The organism is Fusobacterium sp. DD2 (genome assembly GCF_018205345.1).
In the GTDB taxonomy this organism is placed as follows: domain Bacteria; phylum Fusobacteriota; class Fusobacteriia; order Fusobacteriales; family Fusobacteriaceae; genus Fusobacterium_A.
Genome location: NZ_JADRHM010000017.1, coordinates 21,841 through 38,458, shown reverse-complemented (window position 1 = coordinate 38,458; position 16,618 = coordinate 21,841). Strand labels below are relative to the sequence as shown.

At 32.7% G+C, this 16,618-nt stretch carries 13 protein-coding genes, 1 rRNA gene and 1 riboswitch; all 14 genes read left to right on the top strand.

Annotated features, from left to right (window positions below):
• The first annotated feature begins 55 nt into the window (after window positions 1-55).
• The 14 genes from rrf (at window position 56) to purD (ending at window position 16,581) form a co-directional block, all read left to right on the top strand.
• A 5S ribosomal RNA gene (gene rrf, locus IX290_RS04265) occupies window positions 56-172 on the top strand.
• 54 nt (window positions 173-226) lie between these two features.
• Window positions 227-1,447, top strand: a complete 1,221-nt coding sequence (locus IX290_RS04260; RefSeq protein WP_211491978.1) for an FtsW/RodA/SpoVE family cell cycle protein — start codon at window positions 227-229, stop codon at window positions 1,445-1,447.
• A 4-nt stretch (window positions 1,448-1,451) separates the two neighbouring features.
• Complete coding sequence (gene aroC / locus IX290_RS04255) at window positions 1,452-2,537, top strand: chorismate synthase (RefSeq protein WP_211491980.1); 1,086 nt, start codon at window positions 1,452-1,454, stop codon at window positions 2,535-2,537.
• Complete coding sequence (aroE, locus tag IX290_RS04250) at window positions 2,530-3,342, top strand: shikimate dehydrogenase (protein ID WP_211491977.1); 813 nt, start codon at window positions 2,530-2,532, stop codon at window positions 3,340-3,342. Before aroC ends, aroE begins: the two co-directional genes overlap by 8 nt.
• Window positions 3,339-3,767 carry a type II 3-dehydroquinate dehydratase gene (aroQ, locus tag IX290_RS04245; RefSeq protein WP_211491976.1) on the top strand — a complete coding sequence of 143 codons (429 nt, stop codon included), beginning with the start codon at window positions 3,339-3,341 and terminating at the stop codon, window positions 3,765-3,767. The genes aroE and aroQ overlap by 4 nt, the downstream gene beginning before the upstream one ends.
• A 45-nt stretch (window positions 3,768-3,812) precedes the next feature.
• A riboswitch (purine riboswitch) is annotated at window positions 3,813-3,910 on the top strand.
• A gap of 211 nt (window positions 3,911-4,121) precedes the next feature.
• Window positions 4,122-5,786 carry a formate--tetrahydrofolate ligase gene (locus IX290_RS04240; protein WP_211491975.1) on the top strand — a complete coding sequence of 555 codons (1,665 nt, stop codon included), beginning with the start codon at window positions 4,122-4,124 and terminating at the stop codon, window positions 5,784-5,786.
• A 46-nt stretch (window positions 5,787-5,832) separates the two neighbouring features.
• Window positions 5,833-9,561 (top strand): phosphoribosylformylglycinamidine synthase, encoded by a 3,729-nt coding sequence (locus IX290_RS04235; RefSeq protein WP_211491974.1) that lies wholly within the window; start codon window positions 5,833-5,835, stop codon window positions 9,559-9,561.
• A 13-nt stretch (window positions 9,562-9,574) separates the two neighbouring features.
• Entirely contained in the window at window positions 9,575-10,054 is a 480-nt protein-coding gene (purE, locus tag IX290_RS04230; protein ID WP_211491973.1) for a 5-(carboxyamino)imidazole ribonucleotide mutase, read from the top strand.
• A 48-nt stretch (window positions 10,055-10,102) separates the two neighbouring features.
• Window positions 10,103-10,819 carry a phosphoribosylaminoimidazolesuccinocarboxamide synthase gene (gene purC / locus IX290_RS04225; protein ID WP_211491972.1) on the top strand — a complete coding sequence of 239 codons (717 nt, stop codon included), beginning with the start codon at window positions 10,103-10,105 and terminating at the stop codon, window positions 10,817-10,819.
• The gene (gene purF / locus IX290_RS04220; protein ID WP_211491971.1) at window positions 10,819-12,216 is read left to right on the top strand and encodes an amidophosphoribosyltransferase; all 1,398 of its coding nucleotides are present in this window, start codon (window positions 10,819-10,821) and stop codon (window positions 12,214-12,216) included. Before purC ends, purF begins: the two co-directional genes overlap by 1 nt.
• 17 nt (window positions 12,217-12,233) lie before the next feature.
• Window positions 12,234-13,235, top strand: a complete 1,002-nt coding sequence (purM, locus tag IX290_RS04215) for a phosphoribosylformylglycinamidine cyclo-ligase (protein WP_211491970.1) — start codon at window positions 12,234-12,236, stop codon at window positions 13,233-13,235.
• On the top strand, window positions 13,223-13,807 hold the full coding sequence (gene purN / locus IX290_RS04210; RefSeq protein ID WP_211491969.1) for a phosphoribosylglycinamide formyltransferase: 585 nt from the start codon (window positions 13,223-13,225) through the stop codon (window positions 13,805-13,807). Before purM ends, purN begins: the two co-directional genes overlap by 13 nt.
• On the top strand, window positions 13,807-15,309 hold the full coding sequence (gene purH, locus IX290_RS04205; protein ID WP_211491968.1) for a bifunctional phosphoribosylaminoimidazolecarboxamide formyltransferase/IMP cyclohydrolase: 1,503 nt from the start codon (window positions 13,807-13,809) through the stop codon (window positions 15,307-15,309). The genes purN and purH overlap by 1 nt, the downstream gene beginning before the upstream one ends.
• A gap of 18 nt (window positions 15,310-15,327) precedes the next feature.
• A complete protein-coding gene (gene purD, locus IX290_RS04200) occupies window positions 15,328-16,581 on the top strand; it encodes a phosphoribosylamine--glycine ligase (protein WP_211491967.1) in 1,254 nt (417 codons plus the stop codon).
• Window positions 16,582-16,618 lie beyond the last annotated feature (37 nt).

The window sequence follows — 16,618 nt, the reverse complement described above, 5'->3', positions numbered from 1 at the left end:
TCATGATAGATTTACAGATGACGTAGAAATCTGTGTAGAAAAATAGTTAATATAGCTTGGTGAGAAAAGCTACAGGGGTACACCTAGACACATTCCGAACCTAGAAGTTAAGCCTGTAAACGCTGAAAGTACTTGGTTGGAGACGACCTGGGAGGATAGGAACTTGCCAAGCTTTTTTATTTTTTGTATAATAATGTAGAAAACATAAACTGTCTATGGAGGAAAGATGAAAAAAAATATTGCTGAAAACTTATATGCACAAAGAAATAGAATAGATAGAGAGACCAAGGAAATCAATGAAGCAATAAGCTACAAAAGGAGACGAATAGCTTTAATAGCAGTAGCAGCAATTTTTGTTGGAGTAAGTATTATAAATATGGCAAGTGCCAGTTTTGATTCTATCTCTACAAAAGGATATGGAATTCTTTTATCACATGTGAAATTTATGGGGATTGCAATAGTAGCTGGACTAGTTTTTTATTCAAGATTTAATTATAAGTTTTTTAATAAAAATAAAGTGTGTTTTGTAATGTTACTTTTTTCTTTAGGTGCTTTTGCATTTCTTTATTTTGGACATAGATTTCTTCCAACATATGTTCCAAGAATAAATGGTGCAATTGGTTGGATTAAAGTTAAGAATTTTACAGTACAGCCAGCTGAAATTTTAAAAATTCCTTACATTATGATACTTGCACATCTTTTTGAAAAGTGTGAAGAGAAAAAAATGAAAGGAATGGGGACTTTTTTTACCATTATTCCAATAGTTATACTTTATATAATTGGATTATATGCACAGCAAGATCTTGGAACAGCTTTGCACTATTTGGCGATATTTGCATTTATGTTATTTATGAGTAACTTTAGCTTGAAATGGATTACTGGAATTGCATCTATAGGTTTAATATTTGTAAGTGGTATATTTTATTATATTTTTTCAAAAGATGAAATAAACTCTACAGATTATAAAATAAAGAGAATTGCAAGTTTTCTTGACGGATTGATAAAAAATGAATATGACAATTCTTTTGGATATCAGGTAGGTCAATCACTAAATGCATTTGGTAATGGTGGATTAATAGGAAAAGGATATGCTAATGGAGTGCAGAAATATAATTATCTTCCAGAGATAAGAACTGACTTTGTAATGGCATGCTTTGGAGAGGAATTTGGATTTTTAGGAATGGTATCTCTATTAATATTCGTTTTCTTAGCATTTAGCATAATAAAGAATATTGCAATGAATGCAAAGGATTATTTTGGAAAATTCCTTGCTATAGGGATTGCAGGATATCTTATTATACAAGTATTAATAAATGTATGTGTTGCAATAGGAATGCTTCCTGTATTTGGTATTCCAATGCCATTATTTAGCTATGGTGGTTCATCACTTGTTACAGTAATGGTTGCATTGGGAATAGTTTTGAATATAAATGAAAGAAATAGGTGAGATGATGGGTGCTGTATGGGGAAATAACATAAAATTGTCAATATTTGGAGAATCACATGGAAAAGGGATTGGAATAAATATTGATGGGATAGAACCTGGTTTTAAAATAGATTTTGAAGAGATAAAATATTATATGAATAAAAGAAGACCAGGGACAAGTAACATAACTACTGCCAGAAAAGAAAAAGATGAAGCACAAATATTAAGTGGAATATTTGAAGGAATTACCACAGGAGCACCAATCTGTGTTTTTATTCCCAACGAGGATAAGAAATCAAAAGACTATTCAATTTTAAAAGAGGTAATGAGACCTGGACATAGTGATTATCCTGCATATGTAAAATATCATGGATATAATGATGTGCGTGGTGGAGGTCATTTTTCTGGAAGACTAACTGCACCATTAGTTTATGCTGGAAGTATTGCAAGAGAGATATTGAAAGAAAAGGGTATCAATATATACTCACATATAAAAAGTATAAAAAATATTGAAGATATAAGATTTGAAAAGGCTGATATAGATTTAATAAGGGAAAGTCAGAAAAAAGAGTTTCAGGTACTAGACGACAGTGCTGAAAAAGATATGCGTGAAGAGATATTAAAAGCAAAAAAAATGGGAAATTCAGTAGGAGGAACTATTGAATGTATGGCTACTGGGGTACCAGCAGGAATAGGGAATCCTTTTTTTGATTCTTTAGAAAGTACAATTTCACATCTTATGTTTTCTATTCCAGCTGTAAAAGGGATAGAATTTGGAAAAGGTTTTGATATAACAAGAATGTACGGCAGTGAAGCAAATGATGAGTATTTTTACTGCAATGATAAAGTTGAAGCAAAGAGCAATAACAATGGTGGAATATTAGGTGGAATATCAAATGGAATGCCACTCAATATAACTGTTGGGATAAAACCTACTCCCTCTATCGGAATCAAACAGCATAGTATAAATGTTAGCAAAAAAGAAAATTGTGAATTACAAATTGAGGGAAGGCATGATCCATGTATTGTACCAAGAGCTGTTGTAGTAGTGGAATCTGTTATGGCATTAGCTATTTTGGATCAACTAAAAGGAGCTGGATTAAATGGTTAAACTGGGTTTAGTAGGAGAAAAATTAGGTCATTCATTCTCTCCTGAAATTCATAAATTTATATTGGAAAAGATTGGGGTAAAAGGGGAATACAGCCTAATTGAAATACCTAAAGATAAATCTAAAGATATCCTTGAGATAGTTAGAGAAAAAGGAGTAACAGGTTTTAATATAACTGTGCCATATAAAGAGGTTCTATTTGACAAGTTAGATTGGATATCTGATGAAGCAAAGGAGATAGGAGCAATAAACACTGTACTTCTTAAAGAGGATAAAAGCTATGGTTATAACACTGATTATTATGGTGTTATTAAGATGCTAAATGAAAAAAATATAGATGTTACAGGGAAAAAGTGTTATATACTTGGTACTGGTGGAGGAGCAAAATCTATAATTGTAGCTTTAAAAAAACTAGGTGCAGATGAGATAAATCTGGTAAGCCGTAATTCAGAAGAGAAAAAGCCAAAACTTTTAGAAAGATTTCCATATATCAGGGTGATAGATTATAATGAAATAGATAGAGGAGATCTTATAATAAATGCTACTCCATTAGGAATGTATCCAAATATAGAGAAAACACCAGTTGGTAAAGAAATTTTAAAAAAGTTTAAATATGCTGCAGATATAATATATAATCCTGAAGAAACTCTTTTTTTAAAAAATGCAAGGGAATGTGGATTAGTAACTGTAAATGGTCTTTCGATGCTGGTAGAGCAGGGAATAAAAGCTGAAGAGATATGGCAGAATAGAAAATTTGATTCTTTATTATATAGAGATTTATTGAAATACTTAGGGGGAAAAATATGAAAATAATGGTAATAAATGGTCCAAACATTAATTTTTTAGGTATAAGAGAAAAGAATGTATATGGCACAGGAACTTATGAAGAGCTATGCAGATATATTCAAGGGTACTGTGAAAGAAATAGAATTGAAGTGGAAATACTGCAGAGTAATATAGAGGGTGAGTTGATTAACTTTATTCAAAGAGCCTATTTGGAAAAATTTGATGGGATAGTTATAAATCCAGGTGCGTATACTCATACTTCAGTTGCTTTATTAGATGCTATTAAAAGCATAGATATTCCAGTTGTAGAAGTTCATCTTTCAAATATTTATGCTAGAGAAGATTTCAGGCACAAATCAATAACTGCTCCAGGATGTAAGGGACAAATTAACGGATTTGGAACATTTGGTTACATTTTAGGGATAGAAGGACTTAAAAAAAGCTAAAATCGAAAAAGTAATGGACAAAATTCGAGATATGTGATAACCTTTAGATATAAAAATAAATACTCTCATATATACCTGTAATATGGTCAGGAGTTTCTACGGCTAACCTTAAATTAGCTGCTATGGGAAAAGTGATGTAGTTTTTAGTAACATGGAACTATATTCCTTTTGGTATATGTGAATGAGTACTAAAAGGAGTTTGAAATGTTATTTAGATTAAAACATGGAACATCAGTAATTAAATTAAAAAATTTATATAACATAATAATAATAAATGAAGGTCTAAGTGTGTGCTGATGTCAGCATAAGTGTGCACTTAGACTTTTTGTTTAAATAAAATTTGGGAGGTTCAAAGTGAAAACAGATATTCAAATAGCACAGGAAGCTAAAATGGTCAAAATAGTAGAAATTGCTAAGAGACTAGGACTTTCAGAAGATGATATTGATACTTACGGTAAGTATAAGGCAAAAGTTGATCTGAATGTTTTAAAAAGATTAGAACATAAAAAAGATGGGAAACTTGTACTTGTAACAGCTATTACACCGACACCAGCAGGAGAAGGAAAATCTACTGTAACAGTAGGATTAACTCAAGCTATGAACAGGATGGGAAAATCATCAATGGCAGCATTGAGAGAGCCTTCACTAGGACCTGTATTTGGAATCAAAGGAGGAGCAACAGGAGGAGGTTATGCACAGGTAATTCCTATGGAAGATATAAATCTTCACTTTACTGGGGATTTACATGCAATAGGTGCCGCACACAATCTTATTGCAGCTTGCATTGATAACCATCTCAATTCAGGAAATGCTCTAAACATTGATGTTACTAAAATAAGTTGGAAAAGAGCAGTAGATATGAATGACAGAGCTTTAAGACAAGTAGTAGTTGGACTTGGTGGAAAGGCAAATGGAATTCCTAGAGAAAGCTCATTTCAAATAACAGTTGCATCTGAAATTATGGCAGCTTTATGTCTTGCTAACTCTTTAATGGATCTTAAAGATAAAATAAAGAATATGATATTTGCATATTCAAGAGATGGAAAAGCATTAAAAGTTGGAGATTTACATATTGAAGGAGCTGTAACAGCACTACTTAAAGAAGCAATAAGACCAAACCTTGTGCAAACACTTGAAAATACACCAGTACTTATTCACGGTGGACCATTTGCTAATATTGCACATGGATGTAACTCAATTTTAGCTACAAAGATGGCAATGAAACTATCAGATTATACAATTACAGAAGCAGGATTTGCTGCTGATCTTGGAGCAGAAAAGTTCCTTGATATCAAATGCAGAAAAGGAAATTTAAAACCAAACTGTATTGTAGTAGTAGCAACTATAAGAGCTTTAAAACATCACGGTGGAGCAATAGAATTGAAAGAAGAAAATCTAGATGCACTTGAAAAAGGAATTGAAAATCTAGATAAACATATTGAAAATATGCAAAAATATAATGTTCCAGTAGTAGTTGCAATTAATAAATTCATAACTGATACTGATAAAGAGATAGAATTTATTGAAAGACATTGTAAGGAGTTAAATGTACCAGTTGCACTATGTGAAGTGTGGGAAAAAGGTGGAAAAGGTGGAGAAGAATTAGCTGAAAAGGTAATAAAAGAGATTGATAAGGGAATTGATAACTTTGAACCATTATATCCACTTGAATTAAGTGTTAAGGAAAAAATTGAAAAAATATGTAAAGAGATATATGGAGCATCTGGGGTTGAATTTGGTAAGAATGCTAAGAAGATGTTAAAAACAATAGAGGAACTTGGATATGAAAACTTACCAATCTGTATATCTAAAACACAAAAGTCGTTATCTGATGATGCAAAGCTTTTAGGAAGACCTAGAGACTTTGTTGTTACAATAAATGAACTTAGAATATCAGCAGGAGCAGGATTCATAGTAGCTATGGCAGGAGATATAATAGATATGCCAGGACTACCAAAAAAACCAGCAGCAGAACTGATTGATATTGATGAGAATGGAAGAATAGACGGGTTATTCTAGTATCTAATATAGAAAATAAAAAATAAAAAAGGATTGTGGAGGAGAGATGAACTACCGTATTTTTGTTGAAAAAAAACCAGGTTTTGATTTAGAGGCTAAAAGATTAGGTGAAGAGCTTAGAGAGAGTTTAAACTTAACTGATTTAAAAAGAGTAAGAATTGTAAATTGTTATGATATTTTCAGTATTGAGAAGGCTGAATTAGAAGCTGCTAAGAAAGTTATATTTTCAGAAGTAGTAACAGACAATGTTAGTGATGTATTAGATGCAAAGGGAGCAAAATACTTCGCAGTTGAATTTTTACCAGGTCAATTTGACCAAAGAGCAGACTCTGCTATGCAATGTTTAAGACTTATATCAGATAAAAATCAAGATGCTGTTGTAACAAGTGGGAAGGTCATCATATTAGAGGGAAATATAGATGATAACCAACTGGAAAAAGTAAAAAAATATATTATAAACCCAGTTGAAATGAGAGAAAAATCACTTGATAAACTTGAAATCGAAGCAGGGGAAGCTTCACAGGATGTTCCAGTTTTAAAAGGATTTATAGACTATGATGAAGATAAATTGAGGGAATTTATCAAAAGTTATGGTTTGGCAATGACACTTGAAGATTTAAAATTCATACAAAAATATTTTAAAGATCAGGAACACAGAGATCCAACAGAAACAGAAATCAAAGTTTTGGATACATATTGGTCTGATCACTGTAGACATACTACATTTGAAACTAAGATAAAAAATATAGTATTTCCAAAAAGTAAATTTGGAGATGTTCTTCAAAAGGCTTTTGATGAATATGTAAAAATGAGAGAAGATGTTCATGGAGATAGAATATCTAAAAAATACTTATCACTTATGGATATGGCAACTATTTGTGGTAAAGAGATGAGAAAGAATGGAAAACTTGATGATTTAGAAGTTTCAGATGAAATAAATGCATGCTCAGTTTATATTGATGTAGACGTAGATGGAAAAATAGAAAAATGGTTATTGATGTTTAAAAATGAAACTCATAACCATCCTACAGAGATAGAACCATTTGGAGGGGCTTCAACATGTCTGGGTGGAGCGATTAGGGACCCTCTATCTGGTAGAGCATATGTTTACCAGGCAATAAGAGTTACAGGATCAGGAAATCCATTAGAAAAGCTTGAAGATACTATGGTTGGAAAATTACCTCAAAAGAAAATTACTACAGGTGCAGCTGCAGGATATTCAGCTTATGGTAACCAGATAGGACTTACTACAGGACATGTAGCTGAGATATATCACGATGGATACAAGGCTAAAAGAATGGAAGTTGGAGCAGTTGTAGGAGCAGTTCCAGCTGACTGGGTAAGAAGAGATGATCCAAAACCTGGAGACGTAGTAATTCTTTTAGGTGGTAAAACAGGAAGAGATGGTTGTGGAGGAGCAACAGGATCTTCTAAAGAGCATACAGATAAATCACTTACTCTATGTGGTGCTGAAGTGCAAAAGGGTAATGCACCAGAAGAGAGAAAGATACAAAGATTATTCAGAAATCCTGAAGTAACAAGACTTATTAAGAAATGTAATGACTTTGGTGCTGGAGGAGTTTCAGTTGCAATAGGTGAACTTGCACCAGGGCTTGATATCAATCTAGATGTGGTAACAGTAAAATACAAGGGATTAAGTGGTACAGAACTTGCAATATCTGAGTCACAAGAAAGAATGGCAGTTGTAATAGAAGCAAAAGATGAAGATAAATTTATGAAACTTGCAGCTGCTGAAAACCTTGAAGCTACACCAGTAGCTGTTGTAACAGCAGATAATAGACTGGTTATCAAATGGAAAGGTAAAAAGATAGTTGATATCTGTAGAGATTTCTTAGATACAAATGGTGTTACTCAGGAAACAGATGTAGAAGTAAAAGATATAGATTTGAAAGAAAATCCATTATTAAAAGATAGATATGAGGGAAAAAATCTTGAAGATAAATGGTTCAATATGCTTTCATCATTAGATGTTGCATCACAAAAAGGATTGATAGAAAGATTTGATGCTACTATAGGTGGTACTACAGTATTGATGCCATTTGGAGGAAAATATCAGATGACACCTACTGATGTAAGCGTTCAAAAGATACCTCTATTAAAAGGAGAAACTGATACAGCTTCTGCTATTTCATGGGGATACAATCCATATATATCATCATGGTCACAATTTCATGGAGGAGCATATGCAGTAGTTGAATCACTTGCAAAAATAGTTGCAGCTGGTGGGGATTATAGAAAAGTAAGATTATCATTCCAGGAATACTTCCAAAAGTTAGGTACAAATCCAATCAATTGGGGTAAACCATTTGCAGCATTACTAGGAAGTATACAAGCTCAGGTAGGATTTGGAATTCCAGCAATAGGTGGTAAGGACTCTATGAGTGGTACATTTAATGATATTCATGTTCCACCTACATTAATCTCTTTTGCAGTGGCACCAGTAAAAGCAAGTGAGATTATATCACCAGAGTTTAAAAAAGCTGGACACAATATCTATATTATAAGACATCATATGCTTGAGAGCTGTATGCCTAATATAGAAGAATTAAAGAAAAATTTTGAATATATATATGAAAATATTAAGAATAAAAAGATAGTTGCAGCAACTACTTTAAGAAATGGAGGAGTTGCAGAAGCGATTAGTAAAATGACCTTTGGTAATAGAATAGGTGCAAAGATAGAAAATTTAGGTGATGAGCTATTCAGATTTAACTATGGAACATTTATAGTTGAAAGTGAAGGAGAGCTTCATGGAGAAAATGTTCAATTAATTGGTAAGACAATTGATAAATATGAAGTTATAGTTGGAGATGTTGTTATAGAGATGGCTAAGGGAGAAAAGGCATGGCTTGATAAATTAGCACCTGTATTTCCTTACAAGACTGAGGAACATAAAGAAAACTATATCTGGCAACCATATAAGAACAAAGAGATAATTGTATGTAAGAATAAAGTTGCAAAACCAAGAGTTTTAGTACCAGCATTCCCTGGATCAAACTGTGAATATGATTCTGCAAGAGCATTTGAAAAAGCAGGAGCTACATCAAATATCCTTGTATTTAGAAATATAACTCAGGACTTTATCAATGATTCAATTGAAAGAATGGTAAAAGAACTTGATAATTCTCAAATATTACTGCTTCCAGGTGGATTCAGCTCAGGAGATGAACCAGATGGATCAGGTAAATTTATTGCAACAGTACTTACAAATCCAAAAATAGCTGAAGCACTTGACAGATTCCTAAAAAGAGATGGATTGATACTTGGTATCTGTAATGGATTCCAGGCTCTTATAAAATCAGGATTATTACCTTATGGAGAGATAGGAAAAGTAACTGAAGATTCACCAACACTTACATTTAATAAAATAGGACGTCATGTATCTCAAATCGTTTCTACTAAAGTTGTTTCAAATAAATCACCATGGCTTGCAGATATGGAACCAGGAGAACAGTTTGAAATTGCAGTTTCACATGGTGAAGGAAGATTCTTTGCTAATGATGAAGTTGTTAAGAAATTATTTGAAAATGGACAAGTTGCAACTCAATATGTAGATTTTGAGGGAAAACCTACAAATGAGTTTAGATTCAATCCAAATGGATCTACTTGTGCAATAGAGGGTATTACATCACCAGATGGTAGAATATTTGGTAAGATGGGACACTCAGAAAGATATGGTAACAACATTTTTAAAAATATAAATGGTAACAAAGATCAGAAAATATTTGTAAATGGAGTTAAATATTTTAAGTAACCTAGGAGGAAAAATGAAAGTAGCAATTATCTTTGGAAGTAAGTCAGACACAGAAAAGATGCGTGGAGCTGCTAAATGTTTAAAGGAATTTGGAGTTGAATATAGTGCTCATGTATTATCAGCTCATAGAGTTCCAGAAAAGCTTGAAGAAACATTAGCAGATTTAGAGAAGAACGGTTGTGAAGTAATTATAGCTGGAGCAGGACTTGCAGCACATTTGCCTGGTGTGATAGCATCAAAAACTATACTGCCTGTGGTAGGTGTACCAATAGAAGCTGCTTTTAATGGACTGGATGCACTATTTTCAATAGTTCAAATGCCTAAATCAATTCCAGTTGCAACAGTAGGACTAAATAATTCATATAATGCTGGAATGGTTGCAGTGGAGATGCTTTCATTGAAATATCCTGAATTAAAAGAAAAATTAAAAAAATTCAGAAAAGAAATGAAAGAGAAATTTATAGCTGAAAATGGTTCGGGAGTAGAGTTATAGTATTTAATTAATATATAAAATATTTAAATTTTATTGGAGGTATTAAAAATGGCAGTAGAAAAAAAAGATTTTATCTATGAAGGAAAAGCAAAACAAGTTTACACAACTACAGATGATAATTTAGTAATTATTCACTACAAAGATGATGCAACAGCTGGAAATGGAGCAAAAAAAGGAACAATAGTAAATAAAGGAATAATGAACAACAAAATTACTGCAATGCTATTTAGAATGCTTGAAAAAAATGGAATTAAAACTCACTTAGTAGAAGTATTAAATGACAGAGATCAATTATGTCAAAGAGTTAAAATATTCCCTCTTGAAGTAATAGTTAGAAACGTTATTGCAGGATCAATGGCAAAAAGAGTCGGAGTGCCTGAAGGAACAAAACCTTGTAACACAATATTTGAAATTTGCTACAAAAATGATGAATATGGAGATCCATTAATTAATGACCACCATGCTGTAGCACTTGGACTTGCTACTTATGAAGAATTAGCTGAAATATATAAAACTACAGCTAAAATAAATGATCTTTTAAAAGCTGCATTTGATAAAATTGGAATCACTTTAATAGACTTCAAAATTGAATTTGGTAAAAATGCTAAAGGGGAAATTCTTCTAGCTGATGAAATCACTCCAGATACTTGTAGATTATGGGATAAAGAAACAGGTAAAAAACTAGATAAAGATAGATTTAGAAGAGACCTAGGAGGAATAGAAGAAGCATACATCGAAGTACTAAAGAGATTGGGGGCTGAATAATGAACTGCACAGATTTCTTTGATTTAAAAGATAAAATGGAAGAAGAGTGCGGAGTGTTTGGAGTTTATGCTAAAGACATTAAAGAGGTAGCTCAACTTACATATTATGGACTTTATTCACTTCAGCACAGAGGACAGGAAAGTGCAGGAATATCAGTTTCAAAATTTGGTGAAATAGTAACATATAAAGGAATGGGTCTGGCTGCTGACGTTTTCAATGAGAAAATATTAGAAAATCTTGTTGGAAACGCGGCCATTGGCCACGTTAGATATGCTACAACAGGTGCTTGCAGACTTGAAAATGCTCAACCTCTAGAGAGTAGATATAAATGGGGACAAATAGCAGTTGCACATAATGGAAATCTTACAAATGCAAAGGTAATAAGAGAGCTTCTTGAAGATGGTGGTTCAACATTTAGTACAACACTGGACTCAGAAGTTATCATAAAAATGATAGCTAGAAAATCTACAAAAGATGTAGAAGAGGCAATAAGAAGCACAGTTGGAGCTATAAAAGGAGCTTACGCACTTACAATACTTGCTGATAATAAACTTATTGGAGTAAGAGACCCATATGGAATAAGACCTCTGTGTCTTGGACAGACAAAGTGTGGAGCATATATACTGGCTTCTGAATCTTGTGCAATAGATACAGTAGGTGGAACATTTATAAGAGATATACTACCAGGTGAAATGGTTATAATAGATGAAAATGGAGTTAAATCTGTTAAATATTCAGAAAATAATAAAAAAGCTCCGTGCTCATTTGAACATATTTATTTTGCAAGACCTGATAGTGTAATAGATGGACTTAATGTATATGAATCAAGAGTTGAAGCTGGAAAACTTCTTGCAAGACAGAAAAAAATAGATGCTGACATTGTTATAGGAGTACCAGATTCTGGAATTCCTGCAGCAATTGGATATGCTAAAGAGAGCGGAATACCTTATGGTGTAGGATTGATTAAGAATAAATATATTGGAAGAACATTTATCAAACCTACTCAAGAATTGAGAGAAAAAGCTGTAATGGTAAAATTAAATCCATTGAAAGTAAATATTGAAGGAAAAAGAGTTATTATAATTGATGACTCTTTAGTAAGAGGAACAACAAGTAAAATATTGATAGAGATAGTAAGAAGAGCAGGAGCAAAAGAGGTTCACTTTCTATCAGCATCACCAGCAGTAAAATATCCATGTTATTTTGGTATTGATACAGCTCACAGAAATGAGCTTATTGCTGCAAGACTTGAAGTAGAAGAGATAAGAAAAGAGATAAATGCAGATACATTGGATTATCTATCTCTTGAAAATATGTATAAATCATTAAAAGGTTGCGAATATTGCGTAGGATGTTTTAATGGAGTTTATCCAGTAGATACGCCAACTGAAGAATAAAAAATTAGGAGGAAAAGATGTCAATTTCGTATAAAGAAGCTGGAGTAGATAAGGAAGAGGGTTACAAAGCAGTAGAACTGATGAAAAAAGCAGTAGCAAGAACACAAAACAAACAGGTATTAAATGGACTTGGAAGTTTTGGTGCTATGTATGAACTTGGAAGGTATAAAAATCCTGTACTTGTCTCAGGAACTGACGGTGTAGGTACAAAATTAGATATAGCTTTCAAAACTAGAAAATATGATACAGTTGGAATTGATGCTGTGGCAATGTGTGTAAATGACGTATTATGCCATGGTGCAAAACCAATATTTTTCCTAGACTATCTAGCTTGTGGAAAACTTGAAGCTGAGGTAGCAGCAGATCTTGTATCAGGTGTAGCTGAAGGGTGTTTTCAATCTGAAGCAGCACTTATAGGTGGAGAAACTGCTGAAATGCCTGGTTTTTATAAGCTAGGAGACTATGATATTGCAGGATTCTGTGTTGGGGTAGTTGAAAAGGATAAAATAGTAAATGGAAGCACTACAAAAGAGGGAGATATCTTAATAGCAATTCCTTCATCAGGAGTGCACAGTAATGGATTCTCTCTTGTTAGAAAGATAGTTACAGATTATAGTGAAAAATATCACGATACTACAATAGGTGCAGCACTGTTAACACCTACAAAAATATATGTAAAACCTGTTTTATCATTACTTGAAAAATATAATATTAAAGGAATGGCTCATATTACAGGTGGAGGATTACCAGAAAATCTTCCTAGAACTATAAGTGAAGGACATCAACCTGTTGTCTTTAAAGACAAAATAAGAGTTCCAGAAATTTTCAGATACCTTCAGAAAAAAGGAGATGTACCTGAAGATGAGATGTATGGTACATTTAATATGGGAGTAGGATTTGTATTGGTAGTGGATCCTAAAGATAAAGATGGAGTCATCAGAGATTTAAAAGAATTTGGTGAAGATGCATATGAAATTGGATATGTGCAAAAGGGAGAAAAAGGTCTATGTTTAAGATAGCAGTTTTAGTTTCAGGAGGAGGAACAAATCTTCAATCTATCATTGATAAAGTTAAAAATAACGAGCTTAACTGTAAGATAGAAGTGGTAATTGGAGATAGAAAATGCTACGGAGTAACAAGAGCTGTAGAGGCTGGGATTCAGGGGTATATCCTGGATAGAAAAATCCTAAAAGAAAAACTGTGTAAAACTATAGATAAGATAGTTTCTGAAAAGAATGTTGATTTAATTGTCCTGGCTGGTTTTTTATCAATTATCGATAAGGATTTTGTAGAGAAATGGAAAGGAAAAATTATAAATATTCATCCATCTCTTTTACCAAAATTTGGCGGACCTGGAATGTATGGAATAAGAGTTCATGAGGCAGTTATTGGTGCAGGAGAAAAAGTCAGTGGTTGCACAGTACATTTTGTTGACGCAGGTGTAGATAGCGGTGAGATTATAAAACAGATAAGAGTTCCAGTTTTGGAAGGGGATACACCAGACACACTGCAAAAAAGAGTTCTTGTTCAGGAGCATGAATTGCTTCCACAATCGATAAAAATAATAATGGAAAGTAGAGGAGTTTGTTAATGAAAAGAGCATTGATATCAGTATACGATAAAACTGGAGTAGTTGAATTTTCAAAATTTCTAATTGAAAAAGGAATGGAGATAATATCAACTGGTGGAACATACAGACATCTAAAGGAAAATGGGATTCCAGTAATTGAAGTTGCCTCTATTACAAAGGCACCTGAAATGTTAGATGGAAGAGTAAAAACATTACATCCAGTTATTCATGGTGGAATACTTGCTATTAGAGATAACAAGGAACATATGAATACTTTAAAAGAAAGAGGCATAGACACAATAGATATGGTTGTTGTAAATCTTTATCCTTTCTTTAAAAAAGTAAATGAAGATATTTCATTTGAGGAAAAAGTAGAATTTATAGATATTGGTGGACCAACAATGCTTAGATCAGCAGCAAAATCATTTAAAGATGTTGTTGTAATAAGTGATATTGAAGATTATAAAGTAGTTAAAGAAGAGATGGAAAAAGGGGAAGTTACTTTTGCAACTAGAAAAAGATTGGCTGGAAAAGTTTTCAATCTTACATCAGCATATGATGCAGCTATCTCAAATTTCTTATTAGAAGAGGAGATGCCAAAATATCTAAGTCTATCTTATGAGAGAGCTATGAATTTGAGATATGGAGAAAACCCTCATCAAAAAGCAGCATATTATGTATCTACAACTGAAAATGGTGCTATGAAAAACTTCAAACAACTAAATGGAAAAGAATTATCTTTTAATAATATAAGAGATATGGATGTAGCTTGGAAAGTTGCAAATGAATTTGAAGAACCAGCATGCTGTGGATTAAAACACTCTACTCCATGTGGTGCGGCTCTTGGAAAAGATGTATATGAAGCATATATGAAAGCTTATGAATGTGATCCTGTATCTATATTTGGTGGTATAGTTGCTTTGAATAGAGAAGTTGATGAGGCAACAGCAAAAGAACTTGTTAAAATTTTCCTTGAGATTGTTATAGCTCCAGGATTTAGTGAAAAAGCACTGGAAGTATTAAAGAGTAAAAAGAATTTAAGAGTTATAAAATGTAATACAAAACCTCAAGATAAACTTAATATGGTAAAAGTAGATGGTGGAATACTTGTTCAGGATGAAGATAAAGAGTTTTCTAACAACTACACTGTAGTTACAGAAAAAGAGCCTACTCCTAAAGAGATGAGTGATCTTGAATTTGGAATGAGAATAGTAAAACATGTTAAATCAAATGCAATTGTAGTTGCAAAAGATAAAATGGCTATTGGAATAGGAAATGGAGAAACAAATAGAATATGGCCAACTAACCAGGCAATAGAAAGAGCCGGAGAGAGAGTAGAAGGAGCAATATTAGCATCAGATGCTTTCTTCCCATTTAGAGATGTTGTAGATAGTTGTGCAAAAGCAGGAATAAAAGCTATAATACAACCAGGAGGATCAATTAGAGATAAAGAATCTATTGATGCATGTAATGAAAATGGAATTGCCATGGTATTTACAGGAATGAGACATTTCAAACACTAATTATTAAGGAGAGAATAGATGAAAGTACTTGTAGTTGGTAGTGGTGGAAGAGAACATGCCATTTGCTGGAAAATAAGTGAAAATAAAGATGTAGAAAAAATATATTGTGCTCCAGGAAATGGAGGAATATCTCTTTTAGAAAAAGGAGAAAATGTAAATTTAAAGGGAACAGAAGAGCTTTTAGATTTTGCAGTTAAAAATAAAATTGACCTTACAATAGTTGGAAGTGAAGAACTTTTAGTTGATGGTATTGTAGATAAATTTAAAGCTGCAGGTTTAAAAATATTTGGTCCAGATAAAAAGGCTGCTATGCTTGAAGGATCTAAAGCATTTGCTAAAGATTTTATGAAAAAATATGGAATAAAAACTGCTACATATGAGATATTTAAGGATCCTCTAAAAGCAAAAGAGTATATAAAAAAATCTGATTTTCCTCTAGTTGTAAAAGCAAGTGGACTTGCAGCAGGAAAAGGAGTTCTTATCTGTAAAAATCTTGAAGAAGCTCTAAAAGCTGTTGATGAGATTATGGTGGATAAGGTATTTAATGATGCAGGACAGGAAATAGTAGTAGAGGAATTTTTAGATGGTGTTGAAGCATCAATACTTTCTGTAACAGATTCAAATGTTATTCTGCCTTTTATAAGTGCTAAAGACCATAAAAAAATTGGAGAAAAAGAAACAGGTCTTAATACAGGTGGAATGGGGACAATAGCTCCTAATCCATATGTGACTAAAGATGTCTATGACACTTTTCTAAAAGATATATTAAATCCAACTCTTAAAGGAATAAAAGAGGAAAAAATGGATTTTGCAGGATTCATATTCTTTGGACTTATGATAACTGAAAAAGGAGTTTATCTTCTGGAATATAATATGAGACTTGGTGATCCTGAGACTCAAGTTGTACTTCCATTACTTGAATCTGATTTTATTGAGATACTTCAAAAAGGTCTTGAGAAAAAATTAGATACTCTGGATGTTAAATGGAGTGACAAATCAGCCTGCTGTGTTGTACTTGCATCAGGTGGATATCCTAAGAAATATGCAAAAGGGTATGAGATAACAGGACTTGATAAAGTAGATGGAATGACATTTGTAGCAGGAGCAAAATCAGAAGATGGAAAACTTCTTACAAATGGTGGAAGAGTTTTAAATGTTGTAGCTCTTGGAAAAAATCTTGATGAAGCAAGAAAAAAAGCTTATGCAGATGCTGATAAAATAGATTTTAAAGATAAATATATGAGAAGAGATATAGGAATTCTCTATAGATAAGACCATTAATACACACACATATATTAAGATAGTGTCA